Below are 23,598 nucleotides of genomic sequence, written 5' to 3' on the forward strand. Positions count from 1 at the left end.
AGTATTTTTTTAGGTATGGGGTCGTTCAGGCGCAAACGATGAAACGTTTGCGCCGGGAGCACGCAGCCTTACTTGACCAGTTTCCAATCACCGTCCTTGACGATAATCAGTTCACGGCCACGCTCATCAAAGCCACTGTGGTCTGCCGGAGTGATGTTGTACACCCCCTGGGTAGCAGCCATTTCGGTGGTTTTTTCGAGGGTGTCACGCAGAGCGGCACGAAACTCGGCGGTGCCGGGTTTGCCCGACTTGAGTGCTGTCGGAATGGCATGCTGCAGCAGCAAACCGGCGTCATAGACGTTACCGCCAAAGGTCGCCGGGCTATTGCCATAAATACGCTCGTAGTCGGAGACGTATTTCTGGGCGATTGTTTTTGATGGGCTGTCTGGTACTTCATCCAGAACCAGCATCAGGCTGGCGGCCAGAATGGTGCCCTCAACCGCTTTGCCTCCGAGGCGCAGGAATGGATCCAGGGCAGCACCGTGAGTCTGGTAAATCTGGCCTTTGTAACCCTGATCCTTGAGCGTGGTTTGCGGCATCACCGACGAGCTGCCCGGCGCGGCAATCAGCACGGCATCCGGGTTGGTCATCAGGACTTTCAGGCATTGGCCTGTGATGGAGGTGTCCTGACGCTGGAAGTGTTCGTTGGCAACGATCTTGATGCCAGCAGCATCCGTCAGGCCTTTCATAACCTTTGACCAGTTTTCACCAAAGGGGTCGGCGGTGCCGATCATGCCGATGGTTTTGACGCCGGTCTTTTTCATGTGATCGACCAGTGCGGCAGCGATCAGATCGTCATTCTGGGTGGTTTTGAAAACCCATTTTTTTTGTTCCGTCATTGGCAGCACAACTGCGGCAGTACCGACCGGAGCCAGCATCGGCGTACCGGATTCGGCAGCAAACTGGATCACACCCATGGCGTTGCCGGAGCCGCTTGGGCCAATGATGGCATCCACATGTTCATCATCGATCAGCTTTTTGAAGGCTTTTACGGTGGCGGTTGGGTCGCTGCCGTCATCCAGGGGAATGTAGCGGATGCGTTCGCCGCCAGCGGAATCTGGCAGCAGGGCGACGGTGTTTTTCTGCGGGATCCCCACCAGGGCAATCGGACCGGTGGCTGAGGTAACGACCCCGATCTTGATTTCCGCCTGGGCAATAGAACAGCCCAAAGAGGAAGCGAGTACCAGAGTGGTTAGCAGTTTCTTCGACAGCATGACGATCTCCATAGGATGGCAAGGTTGTTTCGTTGTAGGTCGCGACCCTGATTCTGTATGCAGAGTTGCGCGGTGTTGTTTCAGTGCCTTGCGAGCTGGGTAAATAGACCCCTCAGTGTCGAGAGGGGGCGAGTATCTCATAGCAGCATGTGTGCCAGAAAATTTTGGTGCGGCCTGTTTCAGCGTCGCCATCGGGCCTGTTGTCAGTATGGCCGGGTATTGGTCTGAGGGCATGCTGGCATGTTTTTTAGTAGAAAATTCGAGTAAATACGGGCGTTTAGGTGGCATCGGTAATTGATCCTCTGACGCTTGTTTTTATTGTTTTTAATGACGTAAAAGGTGACAAATTTTTTTGAGAAAGTAAAGTTTTACCAAGCTTTAATGGCGATTGCTGGTTGGTGTTTCAGGATCTTCAAAAAGTTGGATATTCTCTTTTTGTTTTAAAAATAACTTATAAATCAATAAGTTATATATTTCATTGGGATTTGTAGGATTGTTTTTCAAGAGATTTAAAATGCACCAAAATGATACATTTGAAGTTTTTCTGCACCTTGTTGATTCTTGATAAAATAATTGAATTTTCAATTGACATAAATTTTAAATTTGGTGATTTTATAAAGGCAACAGGGGAGCATGAAGACAGACTTCAGCCTCCCCGGTTAACTCACCAAGGGTACATCTCATGTCAATACTGATTGCTGCTTTGAACCTCACCTCGGCTGATCGCTTTGCTGCGGCTCCGACGGTTGTGGTCAAGGACACGATCGATATCGCCGGTTACCCGACCAGGGCAGGCAGTCGGGCACTGGAGCTGGCACCCGTAGCACAGCAGCATGCTGAGGTGGTTGATCGGCTGCTGGCTAACGGCTGGAAGATTAACGGCAAGGCCAACCTGCATGAGCTGGCATTCGGTACCACCGGTGTGAACCACTGGACCGGAACAGCAAATAATCCACGCTTTCCCGGCCTGATTCCCGGTGGCTCTTCCAGCGGTTCTGCCGCCGCCGTGGCTGCCGGGTTGAGCGCTGCCGGGCTGGGTACGGATACCGGCGGCTCGGTTCGTATTCCAGCGGCTTGTTGCGGTGTGTTTGGTCTCAAGCCCAGTTATGGTCGCGTCAGCAGAGCCGGGGTTATGCCTGCCGAGTCAACCCTGGATTGCGTAGGCCCTCTGGCGCGGGACATGCCAACATTGACGGCCGTTATGGAAGCGATCTGTTGTGATTTTGTGGCACTGCAACCCGACGCCCCCGCGTTGGCTAATCTGCGTTTGGGCATGGTGGTTGAGCTCAATGCCAGCGCAGCGGTAAAGCATACCGTTGAGGCCGCCATAGCGGCAACGGACCTGCCGCTTCATCTGGTCACTTTGCCAGGCATGGAGCAGGCCTATCAGGCCGGTATGAGCATTATCAATCGTGAAAGTTGGAGCGCCTGCCAGCATTTACTGGCGTCAGGCCTGATCGGGGACGACGTCGCCCAGCGTTTGCTGGCAGCGGGTCAGACCACGGATCAGGAGCTGGCTCTGGCAGAGCAGGTTCGAACTGAATTTTCGGCTGCGGTTGACGCCTTGTTGACCGATTGCCCGGTGTTGGCATTACCCACCATGCCGGATTGCCCGGTATCGATAGAAAACGCTGCCGATACGCGAGCGTTACTGGGTATGACTGCTTTTGTACGACCTTTTAATCTCAGTGGCCACCCGGCCATCAATATTCCCTTGCTCAGTGAGGACGGACTGCCGGTGGGTTTACAGCTGGTGGCCGCCAGGGGAGCTGACGAACTGCTGTGTGCAGTGGCAGCGCTGATAGCCAGTCGGATAGCCAGTCAGATAGCCACTCGAAACAACGAACAGTAACAGGAGACCAGAGAGTCATGTCTGGATATCAGATCGATAAATCCCTCTGGGGTGGGGCGGCATTTGACGCCTTGTTGGACGAGGTGCGTCAGCGCCGACATGAGTTCGAGAGTCAGCGTTATCTCTCTCAGGACATCGTTGAACGTTTTCGCCAGATTGGCGTTTACCGCGCCATGGTGCCAAAAGCGCTGGGAGGCGACGAGCGCAGCCCGCTTGAATTTTTGCAAATGGTGGAAGCTATCGCCGCTGCGGACGGGTCGGCCGGATGGGTTGCCAGCTTTGGCATGAACCCGGCTTATTTGGCCGCGCTGCCGGTAGCGACCATCGACAAGGTGTGGGCCGACGGCCCGGATGTGGTGTTTGCGGGGGGGATTTTCCCGACCCAGCCGGCGCGGCGAGTAGCGGGCGGTTATATCGTCAGTGGGCGCTGGAAATTTGGCAGCGGTTCGATGGGGGCGTCGCTGATCGGAGTCGGCATTCAGCCGGAGTCTGGTGAGCCTCTGCCACGGATGGCAGTCATGCCTGCTGATCAGGTCACTATTGAACCCAATTGGGACGTTATCGGCATGGTCGGAACCGGCTCTCACGACATGGTGGTGGATGAGGTATTTGTACCAGAAGACTGGACGTTTGTGCGCGGTGGCAAACCTAATATCGAGTCCGATTTTTTCACTTATCCGAGTCTTTCGTTTGCGGCCCAGGTGTTGTCTGTCACCACGGCTGGCCTGGCGCGTGAGGCTCTGGACGTGGTTCAGGGCATGGCCGCTGGCCGCCAGTCAGTAACCGGTGCGCCGAATCTGGGCGAGCGTGAACATGTCCAGATCGAGATCGCCAAGGCCGAAGCCAAATTACGCTCATCACGGGCCTTTTTCTATCAGGTCACTGAAGACGCCTGGAAGACGATCCAGGGCGCTGAAAAACCGTCTCGTGAGCAGGTCAGCCTGATTCGCCTGGCGACCAGCAACTTGACGCATGAATGCGCCGAGGCGATTCGTATTGCCTATCAGGTCGCGGGCATGACCAGCACCTACAACGACCATCCGCTGTCACGCATTGTGCGTGATTCGATGATGGCCACCCAGCACGCCTTTATGGGTGCCATTACCTACAAAAACGCCGGGGCCATGTTTTTTGGACATGATCCGCTGCCTGGCTACCTCTGATACCGGACTGGAGATATCACCATGACTGACAAGAAACCCCTGCGCGTACTGTTCTGCATGGGCATTAACCAGAACTTTATGGATGCCCCACGGGAAGAACAGCTTGATGTCTGGGCGGCCTTTGGCGAGATGTGGAACGCTATTCACGATATGGATGGTGTGACCGTGATCGGCAATATGGACGACGATCAAAGCATGGTCGGCCCTTCTTCCGGCTATCCGTGGACCACCTACCTGATGGCCGACGTTGCCGATTACGACACCGTAGTGGCCTGCTGCAACCTGTTCCGCAGCACCGCCGTTGGCGCGACCCCGTACAAGTTATGGCGCTACGCCAAAGTAGAAGCGCGTACCGGTCGTGAACTGATCGTCCAACGCAGTTGAGGATACCGGGATGAACGAGATCGAGCGCACCGAGTTTGCCGAGATCCGGCAACGCCTGATTGCCCTGGAAGATGAGCAGGCCATTCGGAGCTGTATCAACCGCTACATGGATCTGTGTGATGTGCTGGATAGCAGTACACCACTGGCCCAGCTGGCGGATCTGTTCAGCGAAGATGCCATCTGGGAAGGCAAGGGTGGGCGTTATGCCAACAGTTTTGGTGGCCATCAGGGCCGTGACGCGATTGTGGCGATGCTGGGCAAGTATTGCGTGGAACCGCCGCATTTTGCTCTCAACGTCCACTACCTCAGTTCCGAGCTGATTGTGGTGGATGGCGATCAGGCCCACGGCAGCTGGAACATGATTCAGGTATCCACGTTCAGCGCCGGTGGTTCGCACCTTAACAGCGCTCGACTCGAAATCGATTTTTGCAAGGAGCTGGGTCAGTGGCGCATTGCCCACTTCCAGACTCGCAACCTGTTCAGCCGCCCGGTGAGCCATTGGCAAAGCGATGAACCGCTGCCGGTGCCGGACAAGTAACCCGGTTCCGCCGTTCACCTGACTGCCTGCCAACACCGGCCATTAACAAGAGACAAGCACCATGAGCGAATTGATAGAGTTAGCCAACATCAGTCTGAAAGCGGCTGAGATGGTCGAAGAAGGACGCGTCCACAAGTCGCTGTACTCCGACCCGGCAATCTTCGAAGAAGAACTGGATAAAGTGTTCAACAACACCTGGGTGTTTGTCGGGCATGACAGCGAAGTGCCAGACTCGGGCAGCTTCAAAACCTCGTTTGTCGGTCGGCATCCGGTGATTCTGACCCGCGACCGCAAAGGTAATCTGCACGTATTGCAAAACCGCTGCCGTCACCGTGGGGCCACGGTGTGTGAAGGCCGCAAGGGTAAAACCAAAGCGCTCACCTGTCCTTACCATGGCTGGGGTTATGGCCTCGACGGCTCATTACGGGCATTACCGAAGCCGGAAGAATACGACGGCGTGTTCGACAAAAAAGACATGTCGCTGGAAAGCCTGCGCTTCGACACCTATCAGGGCATGGTGTTCGCCACGTTTAACAACGACATCGAACCTCTGCTCGACTTTCTTGGTGGCGCCAAAAAATGGATTGATCTGTTTGCCAAGCAAGGCGGCGGCTATCCGATGAAAGTACTGGGTGAGCACCGCTTCAACTTTCCGGGTAACTGGAAAATTCAGCTGGAAAATACCACCGACGCCTACCATTTTCCGATCGTTCACAAGTCATTTGTCAGCTCCCTGGATGATGCCACGGCGGATATTTTTGACTTCCTCGACGGCGAAGGGTTTGTTGAAGACCTCGGCCACGGCCACAGCGTCATGGTGATGATCCCGGAGCTGGTTGACCTTGAAGCGGATCTTGACCAGCCGATTCCAGCGCGCTTTGAAGCCTTGGCTCAAGCCCTGCGTGACGAAGGCCGAAGCGATGATGAAGTAAAAAAACTGGTGCGTGCTGCCCACGGTACTGGCTTTAACCTCAACCTGTTCCCGAACGTTTCCTGCTCGATGGCCTTCTTCCGCGTGTTGCGCCCGGTCAGTGTGAATGAAACCGAAATTCAGCACGTAGCGCTGGGTGGCGACGGTGCCCCGCAAGCCTTTAATCGCAAGCGTATGCGCCTGCACGAACATTTTCAGGGGCCAATGGGTTTTGGTACGCCGGACGATGGCGAAGCCTGGGAACGGGTACAAAAGGGCTCCATGGCGGGTAACGATGGCTGGATTCTGGTGAACCGGGGTATGACCCGCTTGCGGACTTCCGCCGACGGTAATCCACAAGGGGCGGTGTGTTCTGAAACCGGCATGCGAGCGGCGTATCGGCAGTACAAGAAAGTCATGTCCGCCGCCAGCGTAACAGCACAGCCAGGGGAGTAATAAATCATGAAATCCAATACCGAGTTGCTGGCCAAGGTCACTGAATTTATCGGCTATGAAGCGGATTTGCTGGATCACAAGGGCTATCAGGAATGGTTGTCGCTGTGGACCGCTGCCGGTCTGTACATCGTGCCCACTGACCTGAACGAAAGCGACTATCTCAACAGCCTGAATCTGGCACTGGACGACGCCGACATGCGCCGTATGCGAGTGGCGCGGCTGGAAAATGGTGAATCGGTTTCGGCTGATGCGGTGGGTTATACCGTGCGCATGATGTCCCGTATTCGTGTTCTCGAAGCCGACGAAAGCCAGGTGGTTGTCCGCTGTGCCATGACGCTGAACGAGCTGCGTCACGGCAAGCTGGTGACTTACCCGGCCAACATTGAGTACCGCCTGAAGCCCACCAGTGATGGCTTTTATATCGACCAGAAAGTTGTGAAGCTGCTGCATGCCGACGGCTTCTTGCGCACAGTCAGCTTTATTTTCTAACGATCGATCGGTAACCGCGAAAGGATAACTCCATGACGGATTCTGTAACGACTCAGGTTGCCCTGGTGACCGGTGCTGCCCAGGGGCTGGGCAATCATATTGCCCGGCGTCTGCATGGCGCTGGTTACAAGGTGGTGCTGAGTGATATTAATCTGGCCGCCGCCCAGGCCGCTGCCAGCGAACTGGATATCCGTGGTGAAACAGCGATGGCGGTGGCCCTCAACGTCGCTCACAAATGCGATTTTGAGAGCGCCCTCGCGGTGGTACTGGAACAGTGGGGTAGCCTGCAGGTTCTGGTCAATAACGCTGCGGTCACCCGTGCTACTCCGGTGATGGATATCACCCTTGAAGAATTTAACCAGGTGGTGAATATCAACCTCGGCGGCACCTTTGCCGGTTGTCAGGTGCTGGGCGGTTACATGGCCAAACAAGGCTATGGCCGCATTATCAACATGTCATCGCTGGCCGGACAGAACGGCGGCACCAGTACCGGTGCTCACTATGCGGCCTCCAAGGGCGGCATTCTGACCCTCACCAAGGTGTTCGCCAAAGAACTTGCTGGCGGCGGTGTCACCGTCAACGCCATTGCCCCTGGCCCGATCGATTCTCCGATGGTGAAAGCCCTCGTACCAGCAGAGCGCCTGCCTGGCCTGTTGGCCAACATCCCGGTCGGAAAACTCGGCGACGCCGATTTTATTGGCGATGTGGTCGTGCAGCTGGCCAGCCCGCAAGCCTACTTCACCACCGGTACTACCTGGGATGTGAACGGCGGCTTGTTTATGCGCTAAACGACCGCCTCAAACCCGACCTGATACCTGTGAGAGTGGCTTGCCTGACTTGCCACTCCCAGGCGCGGGCTTGCCCGAGAAACACCACACAACAAGGCTTTTTCTTGCGACCAAGCCGCACGATTTCGACAGTAAAACCGGCGTGGCCGGATGGAGAATACACATGACAGACGAGCTGCTCACGGTCGTCGTCCGCAAGCGCGAACAGCACACCCCAGGTGTGATTACCCTGGAGCTGGTCGACCCACAAGGCCAGCCGCTGCCCGGTTTTGACGCCGGTGCCCATATCGATTTGCATCTGGGTGATGATCTGATTCGTCAGTATTCACTGTGTAACGACCCGGCTGACGTCTCCGCCTATCGGGTGGGTGTATTAAAAGATCCCGCTTCTCGTGGTGGCTCTGTTGCTGTGCACGAGCGTCTGTTTGAAGGCACCGAACTGCAAATCAGCGCTCCGCGTAACCTGTTTCCGTTGGCTCAGACGGACGGCCGTTCGATTCTGATCGGTGGCGGCATTGGCATCACTCCGATGATCGCCATGGCTTATGCCCTGCACGCCGCCAACAAGCCGTTTGAGCTGTGGTACTGCGGTCGCTCCCGCAGCTCCTGCGCGTTTATCGATGACCTCACCAGCAGCGCCTTTGCCGAGCAGGTGCACTGCCACTTTGACGACGAACACGACGGCGTCGGGGTGAATCTGGAGGCGGTCTTCGCTGGCTCCGATAACACCACCCATATGTACACCTGCGGCCCGGCCGGATTTATGGAGTGGGTGATGGCGACTGCCCGCAGCAAGGGTTTTGCCGATGAGCGTATCCATAAAGAATTCTTCCAGGTTGAGGTTGAAACCGGCGGCAGCAGCTTTGAAGTGTACGCCGCAGCCAGCGACCTCAGCGTCACCGTCGGTGAGCACCAGAGCATCGCCCAGGCCCTGACCGAAGCGGGCCTGAAGGTGAAAGTGTCGTGTGAGCAGGGCACTTGTGGCACCTGTCTGTGCGATGTGCTGGAAGGTATCCCGGATCACCGCGACGTCTTCCTGACCGACGAAGAGAAAGAGGACAACGACCAGATGCTGTTGTGTTGTTCACGCGCCAAATCCCCCCGGCTGGTACTCGATATCTGAGCCGGCTGAATGACTGAGGAATTCCCCATGGTTGATACCCGATTGTTTCGTAATGGCATGTCCCTGCTGGGTGGTGCCGTCACTGTGATCACTACCGATGGTGACGCTGGCCGGTTTGGTTTTACCGCCACCGCCGTGACCAGTGTGACAGATGAGCCACCCACCTTGCTGGTGTGCATGAACCGCAATTCCTTTGCGCATGATCATTTCAAAAGCAACGGCGTGTTGTGTGTGAACGTGCTGAGTTCTGCGCATCTGGATGTGTCCGGGGATTTTGCCAATCGCGATCTCACTAGCGAACAACGCTTCGCCAAACATCATTGGAGTTGCCTGGAAACCGGCGCTCCGGCGCTGGAGCAGGCGCTGGTCAACTTCGATTGTCGTATTCACGAGAGCCATGAAATGGGCTCCCACAGCGTTTTTTATTGCCGTATCAGCGAGCTTCGTATCGGTAATGCGGAAGCCGGATTGATGTATTTCAACCGTGCTTATCACCGTTTGAATGAACAGTCGGTATCGCCCGGCATGGCTTGAATCACTTCAGCAGATGATTTTTTGCGTGGCACCAGAGTAACCAATAACAAGAACGCAGCATGGATTTGACTGCGTCGGTAGACGGGGGCAACAGGGCGCATGGCGTCTTGTTACCAGGCGAGAACGCCGGTGAGCACATGCAAGCCGGCATCAAGTTACGCCAGGTATGACTGGTACTCAATGTAGAGCAGAAGGAAACAATGATGATGAAGTGCAATTTGTGTAAAACCGGAATAGTACTGTCAGCCTTGACGGGGCTGGCCTTGCCAACAACCGCATTGGCTGACTTTGTTGCGGATGGCAAGGTCAAACTCGACCTGAAAAACTTCTATCTGACGCGCAGCTACGATACCGCTGCCGACGATGTGGGCAGCTGGTCCCAGGCTGCCGATTTGCAGTACAGCTCCGGGTATACCGATACCCGTATCCAGGTTGGTCTGGATGCGTCTTCGCAGTTGGCGTACATCATCAGTGCCGATGGTGATGACGGCTCAGTGCCGATTCATGCCGATGGCGAAGCACCGGATACCTACGGCCGCAGCGGTGCCACCTTCAAGGCAAAATATTCCAAAACCGAATTGACCGTCGGGGATCATCGACCACACCTGCCGATTGCCTGGGATGATACCAGTCGCCAGCTGGATACCATTTATGAAGGTGCGATGCTGCAATCGAAAGAGATTGATGGCCTGGCGTTGACGGCCGGTCGTTATTGGGAAGTCGTCACTCGCGAATCATCGGACAAGGAAGGCATGTCAATTTTTCGTGGCAACGATGACAAGCGATCCGATGGCCTGGACTTTTTGGGTGCCAGTTATGACGTCACCACGGCGCTGAATGTCACCTACTTTCTGGGCAAGCTCAACGACTACTACAAGCAGCAGTATGCCGGTCTGACCTATAAAACCCGTTTGGGTGATGTCGGCTCGCGCACCGACGTGCGTTTGTTCCGCGTCAGCGATGACGGTGAAGCTCGCAATGGCGAATACGATACCCAGGCCTTTGGTCTGCGTGAGTCGTTAAACATGGGGAATCACACGGTGATGGTGAATTACCAGAAAATGAATAACGACAAGTTCTTCCCGACCCTCAATGGTTATATCCCGCAGCCATATCTGGTGCAGTGGTCGAACCTGGCGTTTGTGCGCCCGGACGAAAAATCACTGGGTCTGGTGTACATGTATAACGCCAAAGACACCTTGCCCGGCCTGAAGATTTTCGCGCGCATGATCAAGGGTACCGATATCGATGTCGGCGGCCTGACGGACGAGAATGAAACCGAGAAGAACCTGTATGTGACCTATAGCTTGCAGCAAGGGTCACTCAAAGGCCTGACCTTTGATGTGCGTGGCAACTTTATCGATCGCAGCTTTACCTCTGGGTACGATGAATATCGCGTCACTACCACTTATACCGTTAACTTCTGAGTCTTGACGTCGGGCTGTCGATGGCAATCAGAGGCAGCCCGACGGTGGTGAACAGCTATGATTATGTTGATTACAAGGGCCCGCCTGTGCTTGCTTGCAGTACTGCTGGGCTGGTTGTTTTTATCTGCAACCAGTGTCCGGGCAGCGGTTTCTTCCCAGATAATAACGTTCAACACCGTTACCATGTCCGACCAGCAATTGCTGCGTGGCAAGGGCGGTGAGAGTGCCGGTATTGTTGGTGCTCTGAAACTACCAGCGGGTAAAAATAATCCGGTGGTTATTCTGTTGTACGGTGCCAGTGGCTACACCTATGAACTGCAAGACTGGGTTGAGCTACTGAACCAACGCGGTATTGGCACTTTTATGGTCGACAGTACCAACGGTCGGATCGAATCCAGCTCCAGCCTGCGCCGGATGGCGCTGATTCGGGATGCCTATGCTGCTCTTGCACAGCTGGCACAACACCCTGGTATCGACCGCAAGCGTATCGGTCTGATCGGGTTCACTCAATCCGGTCAGGCTGCCTTGTATGCTGGCATGAAGCGCATGCAATCCTTGTATGGCCAGGCGGATCTGTCGTTTGCTGCGATTGCCTCGTTTTATCCGGATTGCAGCTTTCAGTACCGTGAAGATGAGGTGCTGATCGAGGCTCCGATCCGGATCTACCATGGCGCAGACGACCAGGTGAATGCTGCCGACAACTGCCGTCATTACGTCAGTCGTAGTGCCGGGACGGGTGGCAATATTCAGATCACCAGCTATCCAGATGCTGGACACGCGTTTGATCTGATCCGGTCGGACAAGGTTCGAAGCGGTTTGGAGCGTTCGTTACGCGGCTGTACGATCCGTGAGGGGGTCAAGGGTATCTTGCTGAATCAGGAGACCGGCAGGGTATTCCGTATGGAAGACGACTGTGTCCAGCCAGCGGGGCCGTGGGCTTATAACGCCGCCGCTGCAAACGATGTACGTCTCAAGCTGCCGCAGTTTTTTACGCAGGTTTTCAAACTTGAAGAGCCGGTGTCTGCGGCGCGGCTAGCAACGCAGTAGCCGACGTTGCAAATCATCCGCCGGGCGTTGATAAAGAAAAGAACGCAACCGCTGTAACCGATAATGGATGGCGCAGCGGGTTGATGGTGCAACCAGACAGACAGGAAACCGGATATGCGACGATATTACCGTGGTTGCGATATGCAACGTATTCTCAGTGTTGCTGAAATGGCCAACTTGGCGCGCCATCGGCTGCCGGGTTTTGCCTGGGAATACCTGCAGGGCGGGGCGGAAGACGAAATGACCCTGCAGCGTAATCGGGCGATCTTCAGCCGTTATGAGCTGCAAGGCCGGACGCTGGTGCCTAATGATCCACCGGAACTGGCAACCACTTTGGTGGGCACTCCCAGCCGCTTGCCGATGGCTATTGGTCCCAGTGGTTTTAACGGCATGTTATGGCCCGGTGCCGATATCGAACTGGCACGGACTGCTGCTGCACAGGGCATTCCCTTTACCCTCAGTACGGTTGCCAATGCTTCCATGGAAGATGTTCGGGCGCAGGTGCCGGACGTCGATCTCTGGTTTCAGCTGTACGCCCTGAAAGCCCCGGAGCTGGAAAAAGATTTACTGGATCGTGCCATTCGTAGCGGCTGCTCAACGCTGGTGGTCACCAGTGATGCGCTGGTGGTGGGGAATCGTGAATGGGATCGGCGCAATTTTGCCAGTCCGCGTGATCTGACCTTGCGCAACAAGCTGGATGTGCTAGCGCATCCGGGCTGGTTGTGGCGGGTGATGGTGCCCGGCGGATTGCCGACCATGGGGAACCTGGATCCTTATTTACCCGAGGGCGAACGCACCGCGCTGGGGGCCATGCAATTTATTGCGGAGCAACTGGATACCCGACTCGACTGGACTCGACTGGCAGCCATTCGTGCCCGCTGGCCCGGTAAAATAATCCTCAAAGGAGTCATGCATCCAGACGATGCCCTGGCGGCGATCGCCTTGGGTCTGGATGGACTGGTGATCAGTAATCACGGTGGCCGTCAACTGGACGGGGTCTGTTCCAGCCTGGAAGCGCTGGCGCGTATCGCCCCGCTGGCAAAAGGGAAAATCAGCCTGTTGCTGGACAGTGGTATTCGGCGCGGTGCGGATATCGTCAAGGCGCTGGCGCTGGGTGCGGAAGGGGTGTTACTGGCTCGCGCCACGCTGTATGGCGTTGCCGCTGGCGGTGCCTCTGGTGCGGGCCGGGTGCTGGATATTCTGGATCAAGAGCTGGTTCGATGTCTGAACCTGATGGGCTGTACCGGTATCGCTGCGCTGGATAAACACTGGCTGCACAGTAACGTCTGACGTCAGACGGGATTATGGGGCTGTCAGTCAGCGGTTTACTCTGCGTCTTAAACAGAAAAAACGGGCAGGAGGCCCGGTTGACGTAATTGTTGACGATACTCCCTCGGTGAGACGCCCCGTTGGCGTTTGAATGCGCGCGAAAATTGCGACACATCTGAAAACCCCCACTTGAAAGCAATGTCGGTAATCGACAGTGCAGAGTCTTCCTGGCACTCCAGTTCTGCGCTACAGCGATCCAGTCTCAGCAGCAGGATATGGTGCGAGATGCTGCTACCTTCCGATTCAAACAAACGATACAGCGTGCGACGGGAAATATTCATTTCATCGGCCAGTCGTTCCGGCGATAACTGGTGATCCTGCAACAGGCGGATAATGTGCTGTTCTGCCAGGGCGCGTAGCGACGAAGGCGCTGGTTGTTGCAGATTCAGCGCGGGTTGTAATAACGCCGCCAATGCCTGTTGCAGTGCCTGTCCCTGTCCCTGTTCCTCGGGATCGGCTGCACCAAAATGAGTATTTGAGTAACCCAGTTGCTGCACCATATTGCGCAGCATCTGGGTACTGATGCCATTGGATGCCAGCTTGTAGAAAGGTTGTTTACCCGGCAAGAGTCCTTGCACCAGAAGGCACTGGAGGTGCAGCGCGATAAGGCGCTAAGCCAATTGCTAGACGCTCAGGCATGCATTCTGGAGATTGCCTTAGAAAACCAACGGCTCCGTGCTCAATTGCCAGTGAGCAAAGTCAGGGGTCTTTCAGTCTTAAATAGTTTAACTTGAACTCACAAAATGATACGAAAACTTAAAATTAGTGGTATGCTTCGGTGTTACTTCTAAAACCAAACTGCTAAAGGTAAAGCCATGATCCGCTGCCATCTTGCCCGCATGATGGGCGAACACAAGATGCGTATTGCCGACGTTGCCAGAGAGACGGGGCTCAGCCGCGCCACGGTGACCCTGCTTTATAAGGAAACGGCCCAGAAAGTCGATCTGGAAGCCATTGAGAAGCTGTGCCTGCTGTTTGAATGCCAGGTAGGCGACCTACTTGAGCTGACACCACAATAAACTTACACAAAAATAAACAGGGTGGCCCGTTAAACGATAAAGATCATTTAATAGACGTTAACGACATCCAGTAAACGACTAATACCAAGACTAATACCAAGAAACAAAACAGGAACACCACCATGACAAGCTCCCAACAACGCGCCGCCCTTCAACGACAAATCTGGGCCATTGCCAACGATGTGCGCGGTTCAGTAGACGGCTGGGATTTTAAACAATACGTCCTTGGCACCCTGTTTTACCGCTTTATCAGCGAAAACTTTGCCCTCTATATTGAGGCCGGTGACGACAGTATTCATTACGCAAAGCTCAGCGATGAGGTGATCACTCCAGACATCAAAGACGATGCCATTAAAACCAAGGGTTACTTCATCTACCCAAGCCAGCTGTTTGCCACGGTGGCTAAAAACGCCAACAACAACGAAAGCCTGAACACTGATCTCGCCGCCATCTTTTCCGCCATTGAGGCCTCCGCTAATGGTTACCCCTCGGAGCCGGACATCAAAGGCTTGTTTGCCGATTTCGATACCACCAGTAACCGACTCGGTAATACCGTTAAAGACAAAAACCTGCGTTTAGCGGCGGTTTTAAAAGGCGTGGCAGGTTTGGATTTTGGACATGATTTTTATGACAAGCCTGATGCCGCTCAAATTGACCTGTTCGGCGATGCTTACGAGTTCCTCATTTCTAACTATGCGGCCAATGCCGGTAAATCTGGTGGTGAATTCTTTACCCCACAGCACGTATCCAAACTGATAGCTCAGCTTGCCATGCACAAACAAACCAGCGTCAATAAAATTTATGACCCGGCTGCCGGTTCCGGCTCGCTGTTGCTGCAAGCCAAAAAACACTTTGATAATCACATCATTGAAGACGGTTTCTTCGGGCAAGAGATTAACCACACCACCTACAACCTTGCCCGTATGAACCTATTTTTGCACAACATTAACTACGACAAGTTCAATATGCAGCTTGGCAATACCTTAACAGACCCACACTTTCTGGATGATAAACCCTTTGATGCCATCGTCTCCAACCCGCCGTATTCCGTGAAGTGGATAGGCAGTGACGATCCCACCCTGATTAACGATGATCGTTTTGCCCCCGCCGGTGTACTCGCACCCAAATCCAAAGCCGACTTTGCCTTTGTGTTACATGCACTCAGTTACCTATCCAGCAAAGGCCGCGCCGCCATTGTTTGCTTTCCCGGTATTTTTTACCGTGGCGGTGCCGAACAAAAAATCCGTAAATATTTAGTGGATAATAACTATGTGGAAACGGTCATTTCACTCGCACCCAACCTGTTTTTTGGCACCACCATTGCGGTGACTATTCTGGTCTTGTCCAAACATAAAACCGATACCACCACCCAGTTTATTGATGCCAGTGGTTTGTTTAAAAAAGACACCAATACCAACACGATGACCGGTGACCACATCCAGCAAATCATGGCGGTGTTTGATAGCAAGGAGAATGTTGACCACCTCGCTAAATCCGTACCCCTTGAACAGGTGTCCGCCAACGATTACAACCTGTCGGTCAGCAGCTATGTAGAAGCCAAAGACAATCGCGAAGTGGTGGATATAACAAAGCTTAATGCCGAGTTGAAAACCACTGTCTCCAGAATTGACCAGCTACATACCGAGATTGACGCCATTGTGGCGGAAATTGAAGGCGAAGAGGTTGGCGATGAATAGTATTGACTGCATGGTAAAAATGCTTGAAGGCACTGGTGTGGAATGGAATGCCTTGGGAGATATAGCTAAACTGAAACGCGGTCGTGTCATGTCAAAAGGCTATCTCGTTGAGAATGCTGGAGATTACCCCGTATATAGCTCTCAAACTGTAAATAATGGAATGATAGGAAAGATCGATACGTTTGATTTTGATGGGGAGTATATTAGTTGGACCACTGATGGAGCCAATGCTGGAACAGTCTTTCATCGAACTGGAAAGTTCTCAATTACGAACGTTTGTGGATCAATAAAAATCAATGATGAATCGATACTGATCTACAAGTTTTTGTTTTATTGGCTATCAATTGAAGCTAAGAAACACGTTTACTCAGGTATGGGTAATCCAAAATTGATGAGCCATCAGGTTGAAAAGATCCCAGTTCCCATCCCCTACCCAGAAAACCCCAAAAAATCCCTAGAAATCCAAGCCGAAATCGTCCGCATTCTGGACACCTTCACCGAGCTGACCACCGAGCTGACCGCCGAGCTGACCGCCCGCAAAAAACAATACAACTACTACCGCGACCAATTGTTGAGTTTTGAAGACGAAGTACCAGTGGTGCAACTGTCATATTGTTGCGTCAGCATTGCTGATGGTGATCATCAGGCACCACCAAAAACCAACTTGGGCATTCCTTTTATCACCATTTCAAATGTCTCAGATTCAAAGCAAATTGATTTTATCAATACGCGATTTGTTTCAGAGGCTTACTATGATGCACTTCATGATAAACGCAAAGCACGCAAAAACGATATTCTCTACACTGTTGTGGGTTCGTTCGGCATTCCTGTTTTTATAGATAATGACAGAAAATTCACATTTCAGCGTCACATCGCTATTTTACGCCCGGATGAAAATGTGGTTACTTCAAAATATCTATATCATGTACTTCAAAGTTCTGATTTTTTTAAACAAGCTAATGCAGTAGCTGTTGGTGCAGCACAAAAGACTATTACTCTAACAGCACTGAATAAAATGAAAGTTCCAGTTCCTCCACTTGCCGAACAAGCCCGCATCGTCGCCATCTTGGATAAATTCGACGCTCTAACCAGCTCAATCACCGAAGGCTTACCCCGCGAAATAGAACTGCGCCAACAGCAATACGAATATTACCGCGATTTGCTGCTTAGCTTTCCCAAGCCAGATTTAGAGGTAGCCGCCTGATATGGGCTATCAACCGCCGTTCACCATCACCGCTGAGATTCTCAACCTTGTGGCCGATATCAGCCAGGCGGTTGGACGCTTAACCGCTGAGTTTGAACAGGAGAAACTGCTGCGTCTGCGCAAAGTGAATCGTATGCGCACGGTACAGGGGTCGTTAGCGATTGAAGGCAATACCCTGTCACAAACGCAAATTACCGCCATGCTTGACGGTAAGCGGGTGATTGCACCACCCAAAGAGGTGTTGGAGGCGCAGAATGCCATTGCGGCGTATGATGCTATCAGCACCTGGCAGCCCGCTGATAACAAGGATCTGTTGGCCGCCCACCGGCTTTTGATGAAAGGCTTGATTGACGAAGCGGGCAGATACCGCAGTCAGGGCGTGGGTGTCATGTCGGGCGATCAGGTGGTGCATATGGCCCCGCAGGCCGATCGAGTACCAAAGCTGATGCAGAAACTGCTGGCTTGGCTGGCGGATACGGATATACATCCTCTGATTGCCAGCTGCGTTTTTCATTACGAATTTGAGTTTATCCATCCTTTCTCTGATGGTAATGGCCGTATGGGGCGGTTGTGGCAAACCCTGATTCTGTCGCAGTGGCAAACCATCTTTATCAATATCCCCGTTGAAAGCCTGGTGTATCAGCATCAGCAGGCGTATTACCTGGCCATCCGCAGCAGCACCGCCAACACCGATTGTTCGCCATTTATCGAATTTATGCTGCACATGATACGGGATGCGATTGAGGAAGGTTCGGCGCAGCCCATTAAAAATGCGGGTTTAAACGCGGGTTTAAATGCGGGTTTAAAATTGTCTCCTCTCGATCAGACCATTCTCGAATTTATGAGAATAGACCCGACCATCACCAATGCGGTGTTGGCTGAGCAAACGGGTAAGGCGATCAGTACCATTGAGCGCAGAATCAAAAAGCTTAAAGAACAAACGTTAGTAAAACGGATTGGTGCTAAGAAAACGGGCCATTGGGAGCTTCTACTGTGAAGGAATACAAAACCATCGCTGAATCCAGTGGGCCTGAAAAGAATACAGTAGGCTTGCTACTGAACCACTTGGTCAGCAATTACGGCTTTTGGCCGCAGGCAGACGCTGCCGCCAGCGCCACCGTTGAGACGCAAGGATAAAGCCATGCCTAACCTGAGCCTGCAAGACCAAACCACCGAGTTTTTGCTCTATACAGCCCCTAATGGCGCAGTAAAAGTCGAGGTACTGCTAAGCGGCGAAACCCTCTGGTTAACCCAGAAACGCATGGCTGAGTTGTTTGGTGTGGGGGTGCCTGCTATCTCCAAGCACTTGAAAAACATATTTGAAAGCAATGAGTTACAGCAGGATTCAGTTATTTCCATTTTGGAAACAACTGCCGAAGACGGCAAGAACTATCAGACGCAATATTATAACCTTGATGCAGTGATCTCGGTCGGTTACCGGGTGAATTCGGCGCAGGCCACCCAGTTCCGTATCTGGGCAACAGCGCTGATCAAAGAATACATCATCAAGGGCTTTGCCATGGATGATGAGCGTTTAAAAAATGGCCGCTTATTTGGCAAAGATTACTTTCGTGAGCTATTGGAGCGGGTGCGCTCTATACGCGCCAGCGAGCGGCGCATCTATCAACAGATTACCGATATTTTCGCCGAGTGCAGCATCGATTACGACTCAAAATCCCAAACCACCCAGCAGTTCTACGCCCATGTGCAAGATAAGTTTCATTTTGCCATTACCGGCCATACCGCCGCCGAGATTATTTCTCTGAAGGCCGATGCCAACAAACCTCTGATGGGTATGAGCACCTATAAAAATGCACCGGAAGGTCGGGTATTAAAATCGGATGCGACGGTCGCGAAAAATTATTTAAGTGAAGATGACATTAAAAAGCTGGAACGTGCCGTGTCGGCGTTTTTTGATTACATCGAGGGCATTATTGAACGGCGTAACACCTTTACCATGGAAAGCTTTACCGAGAGCGTGAACAAGTTTCTGGCATTCAATGAGTATCAAATTCTTGAAGGTTACGGCAAAGTGTCTCGCAAGCTAGCTGAGCAAAAAGCCTATGCGGAATACGACCAATTTAACAAGCAACAACGCATCGAATCAGACTTTGATCGGGAAGTTAAAAAACTGCTTAAAAAGGATTACGACGTATGATGGATTATAAAACCATCGCTGAATCGAACAACTTTATCGTTCTGGATAAATACAACAAAGATTGGAAAGTGGCCGAGAGCTACCAGAGCGAAGATGCCTTAGAGCGCGAGCTGATTCAGGATTTGCAAAATCAGGGCTATGAGTACCTGCCGGGTTTGAATAACCCGCAAGCCATGCTGGCCAATGTGCGCGAGCAGTTGCAAACGCTCAATAATGTGCAATTTGCCGAAGGTGAGTGGCGGCGTTTTGTGGAAACGTATCTGGATAAGCCTAGTGATACTATCGTGGATAAAACGCGAAAGATTCACGATGACTATATTCACGACTTTGTGTTTGACGATGGCCGCATCAAAAATATTTATCTGCTGGATAAAAACACCATCACCCGCAACAAGGTGCAGGTGATCAAGCAGTTTGAACAAACGGGCAGCCATGCCAACCGCTACGATGTGACTATTCTGGTGAACGGCTTACCGCTGGTACAAATCGAGCTGAAAAAGCGTGGCGTAGCGATTCGTGAAGCCTTTAACCAAGTACATCGTTACAGCAAAGAGAGCTTTAACAGCGAGGATTCGCTGTATAAGTACTTGCAGTTGTTTGTTATCTCTAACGGCACCGATAGCCGCTATTTTGCCAATACCACCCAGCGTAACAAAAACAGCTTCGACTTCAGCATGAACTGGGCGAAGGCCGATAACAACCTGATTAAAGACCTGAAAGACTTTACCGCGACTTTCTTTCAGAAGCACACCCTGCTCAATGTGTTGCTGCATTATTCGGTGTTTGATGTGAGTGACACATTACTGGTGATGCGCCCCTACCAGATTGCTGCCACCGAGCGTATTTTGTGGAAGGTGAAAAGCTCTTATGAGGCAAAAACCTGGAGCAAGCCAGAAAGCGGCGGGTTTATCTGGCATACCACCGGCTCGGGTAAAACCTTAACCAGCTTTAAAGCGGCTCGCTTGGCCACTGAGCTTGAGTTTATCGACAAAGTATTTTTTGTGGTGGATCGAAAAGATTTAGATTTTCAAACCATGAAAGAATACCAGCGCTTTTCGCCCGATAGCGTGAACGGCTCTGACAGTACCGCTAAGCTCAAAGAAAATCTGGATAAAAACGATAACAAAATCATCGTCACCACCATCCAAAAGCTTAACAACCTGATGAAGAGCGAAGGCGACCTGCCCATCTACAACAAGCAGGTGGTGTTTATTTTTGATGAATGCCACCGCAGCCAGTTTGGTGAAGCGCAGAAAAACCTGAACAAGAAGTTCAAACGCTTCTATCAGTTTGGCTTTACCGGCACGCCCATCTTCCCGCTCAACGCTTTAGGTGCAGAAACCACTGCCAGTGTATTTGGCCGTGAGTTGCATTCTTATGTAATTACCGACGCGATACGCGATGAGAAAGTGCTCAAGTTCAAGGTGGACTACAACGATGTGCGCCACAAATTTAAGGCCATTGAAACCGAGCAGGACGTGAAAAAACTATCGGCCGCTGAAAACAAAGAGGCGCTGTTACACCCAGAGCGTATTCGCGAAATTTCTCAGTACATTTTGAACACCTATCGTCAGAAGACCCATAGATTACAGACGAACGCGAAAGGCTTTAATGCCATGTTCGCCGTGAGCAGTGTGGATGCCGCTAAGCTCTATTATGAGTCGCTGAATAGTTTGCAGGCTGACCCTTCCAATAAAAATAGCGAAAAGCCGCTAAAAATCGCCACCATTTTCTCCTTTGCCGCCAATGAAGAGCAGGATGCGGTGGGTGACATTCTGGATGAAAGCTTTGATCTGTCTGGCATGGATAGGGCCATGAATAGCAGCGCCAAAGAGTTTTTAAACGCGGCGATAGGCGATTACAACGCCTTCTTTAAAACCAATTTCAGTGTCGATAGCAACGGCTTCCAGAATTACTATCGTGATTTGGCCAAGCGGGTGAAAACCAAAGAAATTGATTTGCTGATCGTCGTAGGAATGTTCCTCACCGGCTTTGATGCCCCTACGCTTAATACGCTGTTCGTCGATAAAAACCTGCGTTACCACGGTTTGATGCAAGCCTTTTCGCGCACCAACCGTATTTATGACGCCACCAAAACCTTCGGCAATATTGTTACATTCCGAGACCTAGAAAAGGCAACCGTGGATGCTATCACGCTGTTTGGCGATAAAAATACCAAAAACGTGGTGCTAGAAAAAAGCTACAAGGAATACATGGATGGCTTTACCGATGTAGTCACCGGTGAAGCGCGGCGCGGCTTTATGGATGTGGTGAGCGAGTTGGAACAGCGCTTTCCTGATCCGGCCGCCATTGAAAAAGAATCCGATAAAAAAGATTTTGCCAAACTTTTTGGCGAATACCTGCGCGTAGAGAATGTGCTGCAAAACTATGATGAGTTTGCCAGCTTGAAAGCCCTTCAAAACGTGGACATGAGCGACCCAGAAGCGGTCGAGGCGTTTAAAGCAGAACATTACTTAGATGATGAAAAACTGGCTGAGTTGCAGACTATACGCCTGCCAGCTGATCGAAAAATTCAGGATTACCGTTCTACTTACAACGACATCCGTGACTGGCAGCGTCGCCAAAAATCGGCAGAGGAAAAAGAAAAATCCACCATTGACTGGGATGACGTGGTGTTTGAGGTAGACCTGCTCAAGTCACTAGAGATCAACCTTGATTACATTCTGGAGCTAATTTTCGAGCACAACAAGAAAACTAAAAGCAAAGCCGACTTGGTTGACGAAGTGCGCCGGGTGATCCGTGCCAGCCTTGGCAACCGCGCTAAAGAAAGCCTAGTGGTGGACTTCATTAATCAAACCGACCTTGACCAGATTGGTGAGAAGGCCAGCGTGATCGAAGCCTTCTTTTCCTTCGCCCAAGTTGAACAACAGCGTGAGGCAGAAGAGCTGATAAATACTGAGAACCTGAATCACGAAGCCGCGAAGCGCTATATCACGACATCTCTTAAACGGGAGTATGCCAGCGACGCAGGAACAGAGCTCAATGCCATTCTGCCTAAGATGAGCCCGTTAAACCCGCAATACCTGACTAAAAAACAGAACGTGTTTCAAAAGATCGCTGCGTTTGTGGAGAAGTTTAAAGGTGTGGGCGGGAGAGTTTAATAAAAGAACAAAGCAGACCTAATCTTAGGGTTATCAAACGTAAGTGTTTGACGAATTCCAAAAAGTACCTATAGCGTCCGGTCAGTGGGTGTCGAGCTTGCTCGATATGCACTGATTGGAAACCAAAGCGTGCCGTCGGATTGCAGGCGTTCGACACTTCATCGCCAGCCAGACTTACCCAGCCCACCTCTCCAGTCACTTTCCTTTCCCAATGCGATAATTATATTCTTTACTGTCAGCCCATGACGATACTGCGTATCAGGCTTAAGGTGTCGAATTTTTTGTATCCAGATACCACTTCAGATGCTTGACTTGATATTGGTACGGGCCAACGTGAAATCTCGTCCATATCACAGCTGCTATTTTCTTTGCACGCTGTGTATGTTCTTTAACGCGAGTACCACGATTACCTTTCAGCTTACGATTTAATAAATGCTCCATATGAACTTCCCAGACCAAGGTTAGCTCTTTTTTTAGCGACGGGCCGGGTGTAACCCGCTCTCTCATTAAGAACGTCCCTGGCAGCCTCCGATCAGAGAGTCTGGTTTGATAACAGGTCGTAAACCACACCAAAATCCGGCAGATTCTCCAGTGTGAGTGGACGAATAGCACCCATCCAGATGGCTCGGTCGCGGTGGTCAATCAAGTCTTGTCCGGTAATCGGGTGAATAAACACTGTAAGACCGTGGCGGTTCAAGGCCAGAAACCCCATCACGCTGGAAAACAGCTCATTGGCAAAGGCCAACTGGCAGCTCCAGTCTGGATGTGGGCCGACAAGTTTTTCATGTACTCGACCCATTTGAATGGCTGGAAATGTCTCGGCCAGGGCAAAACACAGATTGCGGGCTTGCTCCAGAGTGGATGCATCAAAATACACATGGGCATGCCAACCCTTGATGTGGCGGATATCAATCAGATCAGTCACAAGTGGCTCCTGTGGTGGTTTTGGGTCGTTGTGAGGGGGATAGCTGTGTGGGTCGTTATGTGGATGCTGTGTGATTACGTCATCATAAAACTATTCGTCAGGAACATGTGGATGTTTTGCTTGTTGTATGGACTGCTGCTCAGCACAGCGGTATGGCAGATTCAGCACGGCCCTTCCTGGCGACTGGATAGGTAATCGACAGCAGGCAATATAGACAAT

The 23,598-nt window shown here is 52.1% G+C and carries 21 protein-coding genes; 18 read left to right on the forward strand and 3 right to left on the reverse strand.

Features of this window, described 5'->3' with window-relative positions; genetic code table 11:
* Positions 1-68: 68 nt before the first annotated feature.
* Positions 69-1,214 carry an ABC transporter substrate-binding protein gene (locus SOJ49_RS08940; RefSeq protein WP_369857876.1) on the reverse strand — a complete coding sequence of 382 codons (1,146 nt, stop codon included), beginning with the start codon at positions 1,212-1,214 and terminating at the stop codon, positions 69-71.
* A gap of 682 nt (positions 1,215-1,896) precedes the next feature.
* Here SOJ49_RS08940 and SOJ49_RS08945 point away from each other — a divergent pair.
* The 12 genes from SOJ49_RS08945 (at position 1,897) to SOJ49_RS09000 (ending at position 13,215) form a co-directional block, all read left to right on the forward strand.
* Positions 1,897-3,066: an amidase gene (locus SOJ49_RS08945; protein ID WP_369857877.1), complete on the forward strand. Its 1,170-nt coding sequence runs from the start codon at positions 1,897-1,899 to the stop codon at positions 3,064-3,066.
* Positions 3,067-3,083: 17 nt separating this feature from the next.
* The gene (locus SOJ49_RS08950) at positions 3,084-4,229 is read left to right on the forward strand and encodes an acyl-CoA dehydrogenase family protein (RefSeq protein WP_369857878.1); all 1,146 of its coding nucleotides are present in this window, start codon (positions 3,084-3,086) and stop codon (positions 4,227-4,229) included.
* 21 nt (positions 4,230-4,250) lie between these two features.
* Positions 4,251-4,613, forward strand: a complete 363-nt coding sequence (locus SOJ49_RS08955) for an IacB protein (protein WP_369857879.1) — start codon at positions 4,251-4,253, stop codon at positions 4,611-4,613.
* 10 nt (positions 4,614-4,623) lie between these two features.
* Entirely contained in the window at positions 4,624-5,151 is a 528-nt protein-coding gene (locus SOJ49_RS08960; protein ID WP_369857880.1) for a nuclear transport factor 2 family protein, read from the forward strand.
* A 61-nt stretch (positions 5,152-5,212) separates the two neighbouring features.
* On the forward strand, positions 5,213-6,517 hold the full coding sequence (locus tag SOJ49_RS08965; protein WP_369857881.1) for a Rieske 2Fe-2S domain-containing protein: 1,305 nt from the start codon (positions 5,213-5,215) through the stop codon (positions 6,515-6,517).
* Between the two features lie 6 nt (positions 6,518-6,523).
* Positions 6,524-7,006, forward strand: a complete 483-nt coding sequence (locus tag SOJ49_RS08970) for an aromatic-ring-hydroxylating dioxygenase subunit beta (RefSeq protein ID WP_369857882.1) — start codon at positions 6,524-6,526, stop codon at positions 7,004-7,006.
* Between the two features lie 32 nt (positions 7,007-7,038).
* Positions 7,039-7,794 carry an SDR family NAD(P)-dependent oxidoreductase gene (locus SOJ49_RS08975; RefSeq protein WP_369857883.1) on the forward strand — a complete coding sequence of 252 codons (756 nt, stop codon included), beginning with the start codon at positions 7,039-7,041 and terminating at the stop codon, positions 7,792-7,794.
* A 163-nt stretch (positions 7,795-7,957) separates the two neighbouring features.
* Positions 7,958-8,917: a 2Fe-2S iron-sulfur cluster-binding protein gene (locus SOJ49_RS08980; protein ID WP_369857884.1), complete on the forward strand. Its 960-nt coding sequence runs from the start codon at positions 7,958-7,960 to the stop codon at positions 8,915-8,917.
* Between the two features lie 27 nt (positions 8,918-8,944).
* Positions 8,945-9,451 (forward strand): flavin reductase, encoded by a 507-nt coding sequence (locus SOJ49_RS08985; RefSeq protein ID WP_369857885.1) that lies wholly within the window; start codon positions 8,945-8,947, stop codon positions 9,449-9,451.
* A gap of 203 nt (positions 9,452-9,654) precedes the next feature.
* The gene (locus SOJ49_RS08990; protein ID WP_369857886.1) at positions 9,655-10,878 is read left to right on the forward strand and encodes an OprD family outer membrane porin; all 1,224 of its coding nucleotides are present in this window, start codon (positions 9,655-9,657) and stop codon (positions 10,876-10,878) included.
* Positions 10,879-10,935: 57 nt separating this feature from the next.
* Positions 10,936-11,925: a dienelactone hydrolase family protein gene (locus SOJ49_RS08995; protein ID WP_369857887.1), complete on the forward strand. Its 990-nt coding sequence runs from the start codon at positions 10,936-10,938 to the stop codon at positions 11,923-11,925.
* 114 nt (positions 11,926-12,039) lie between these two features.
* The gene (locus SOJ49_RS09000; protein WP_369857888.1) at positions 12,040-13,215 is read left to right on the forward strand and encodes an alpha-hydroxy acid oxidase; all 1,176 of its coding nucleotides are present in this window, start codon (positions 12,040-12,042) and stop codon (positions 13,213-13,215) included.
* 47 nt (positions 13,216-13,262) lie between these two features.
* Here SOJ49_RS09000 and SOJ49_RS09005 read toward each other — a convergent pair whose 3' ends face one another.
* Complete coding sequence (locus tag SOJ49_RS09005) at positions 13,263-13,832, reverse strand: helix-turn-helix domain-containing protein (RefSeq protein ID WP_369857889.1); 570 nt, start codon at positions 13,830-13,832, stop codon at positions 13,263-13,265.
* Between the two features lie 237 nt (positions 13,833-14,069).
* On the opposite strand from SOJ49_RS09005, the gene SOJ49_RS09010 reads away from it, so the two are divergent.
* The 6 genes from SOJ49_RS09010 to SOJ49_RS09035 all read left to right on the forward strand — a co-directional run bounded on the left by SOJ49_RS09010 (position 14,070) and on the right by SOJ49_RS09035 (position 22,454).
* Positions 14,070-14,273, forward strand: a complete 204-nt coding sequence (locus SOJ49_RS09010) for a helix-turn-helix domain-containing protein (RefSeq protein WP_369857890.1) — start codon at positions 14,070-14,072, stop codon at positions 14,271-14,273.
* Between the two features lie 122 nt (positions 14,274-14,395).
* Positions 14,396-15,970 (forward strand): type I restriction-modification system subunit M, encoded by a 1,575-nt coding sequence (locus tag SOJ49_RS09015; RefSeq protein WP_369857891.1) that lies wholly within the window; start codon positions 14,396-14,398, stop codon positions 15,968-15,970.
* Entirely contained in the window at positions 15,963-17,174 is a 1,212-nt protein-coding gene (locus SOJ49_RS09020; protein ID WP_369857892.1) for a restriction endonuclease subunit S, read from the forward strand. The genes SOJ49_RS09015 and SOJ49_RS09020 overlap by 8 nt, the downstream gene beginning before the upstream one ends.
* 1 nt (position 17,175) lies before the next feature.
* Positions 17,176-18,171 (forward strand): Fic family protein, encoded by a 996-nt coding sequence (locus SOJ49_RS09025; protein ID WP_369857893.1) that lies wholly within the window; start codon positions 17,176-17,178, stop codon positions 18,169-18,171.
* 144 nt (positions 18,172-18,315) lie between these two features.
* The gene (locus tag SOJ49_RS09030) at positions 18,316-19,332 is read left to right on the forward strand and encodes a virulence RhuM family protein (RefSeq protein WP_369857894.1); all 1,017 of its coding nucleotides are present in this window, start codon (positions 18,316-18,318) and stop codon (positions 19,330-19,332) included.
* The gene (locus tag SOJ49_RS09035) at positions 19,329-22,454 is read left to right on the forward strand and encodes a type I restriction endonuclease subunit R (protein ID WP_369857895.1); all 3,126 of its coding nucleotides are present in this window, start codon (positions 19,329-19,331) and stop codon (positions 22,452-22,454) included. Before SOJ49_RS09030 ends, SOJ49_RS09035 begins: the two co-directional genes overlap by 4 nt.
* A 532-nt stretch (positions 22,455-22,986) precedes the next feature.
* On the opposite strand, the gene SOJ49_RS09040 is transcribed toward SOJ49_RS09035, so the two are convergent.
* Positions 22,987-23,361 carry a DOPA 4,5-dioxygenase family protein gene (locus SOJ49_RS09040; protein WP_369858056.1) on the reverse strand — a complete coding sequence of 125 codons (375 nt, stop codon included), beginning with the start codon at positions 23,359-23,361 and terminating at the stop codon, positions 22,987-22,989.
* Positions 23,362-23,598: the final 237 nt, after the last annotated feature.

Source organism: Candidatus Thalassolituus haligoni, from assembly GCF_041222825.1.
GTDB classification, from domain to species: Bacteria; Pseudomonadota; Gammaproteobacteria; order Pseudomonadales; family Oceanobacteraceae; genus Oceanobacter; species Oceanobacter antarcticus.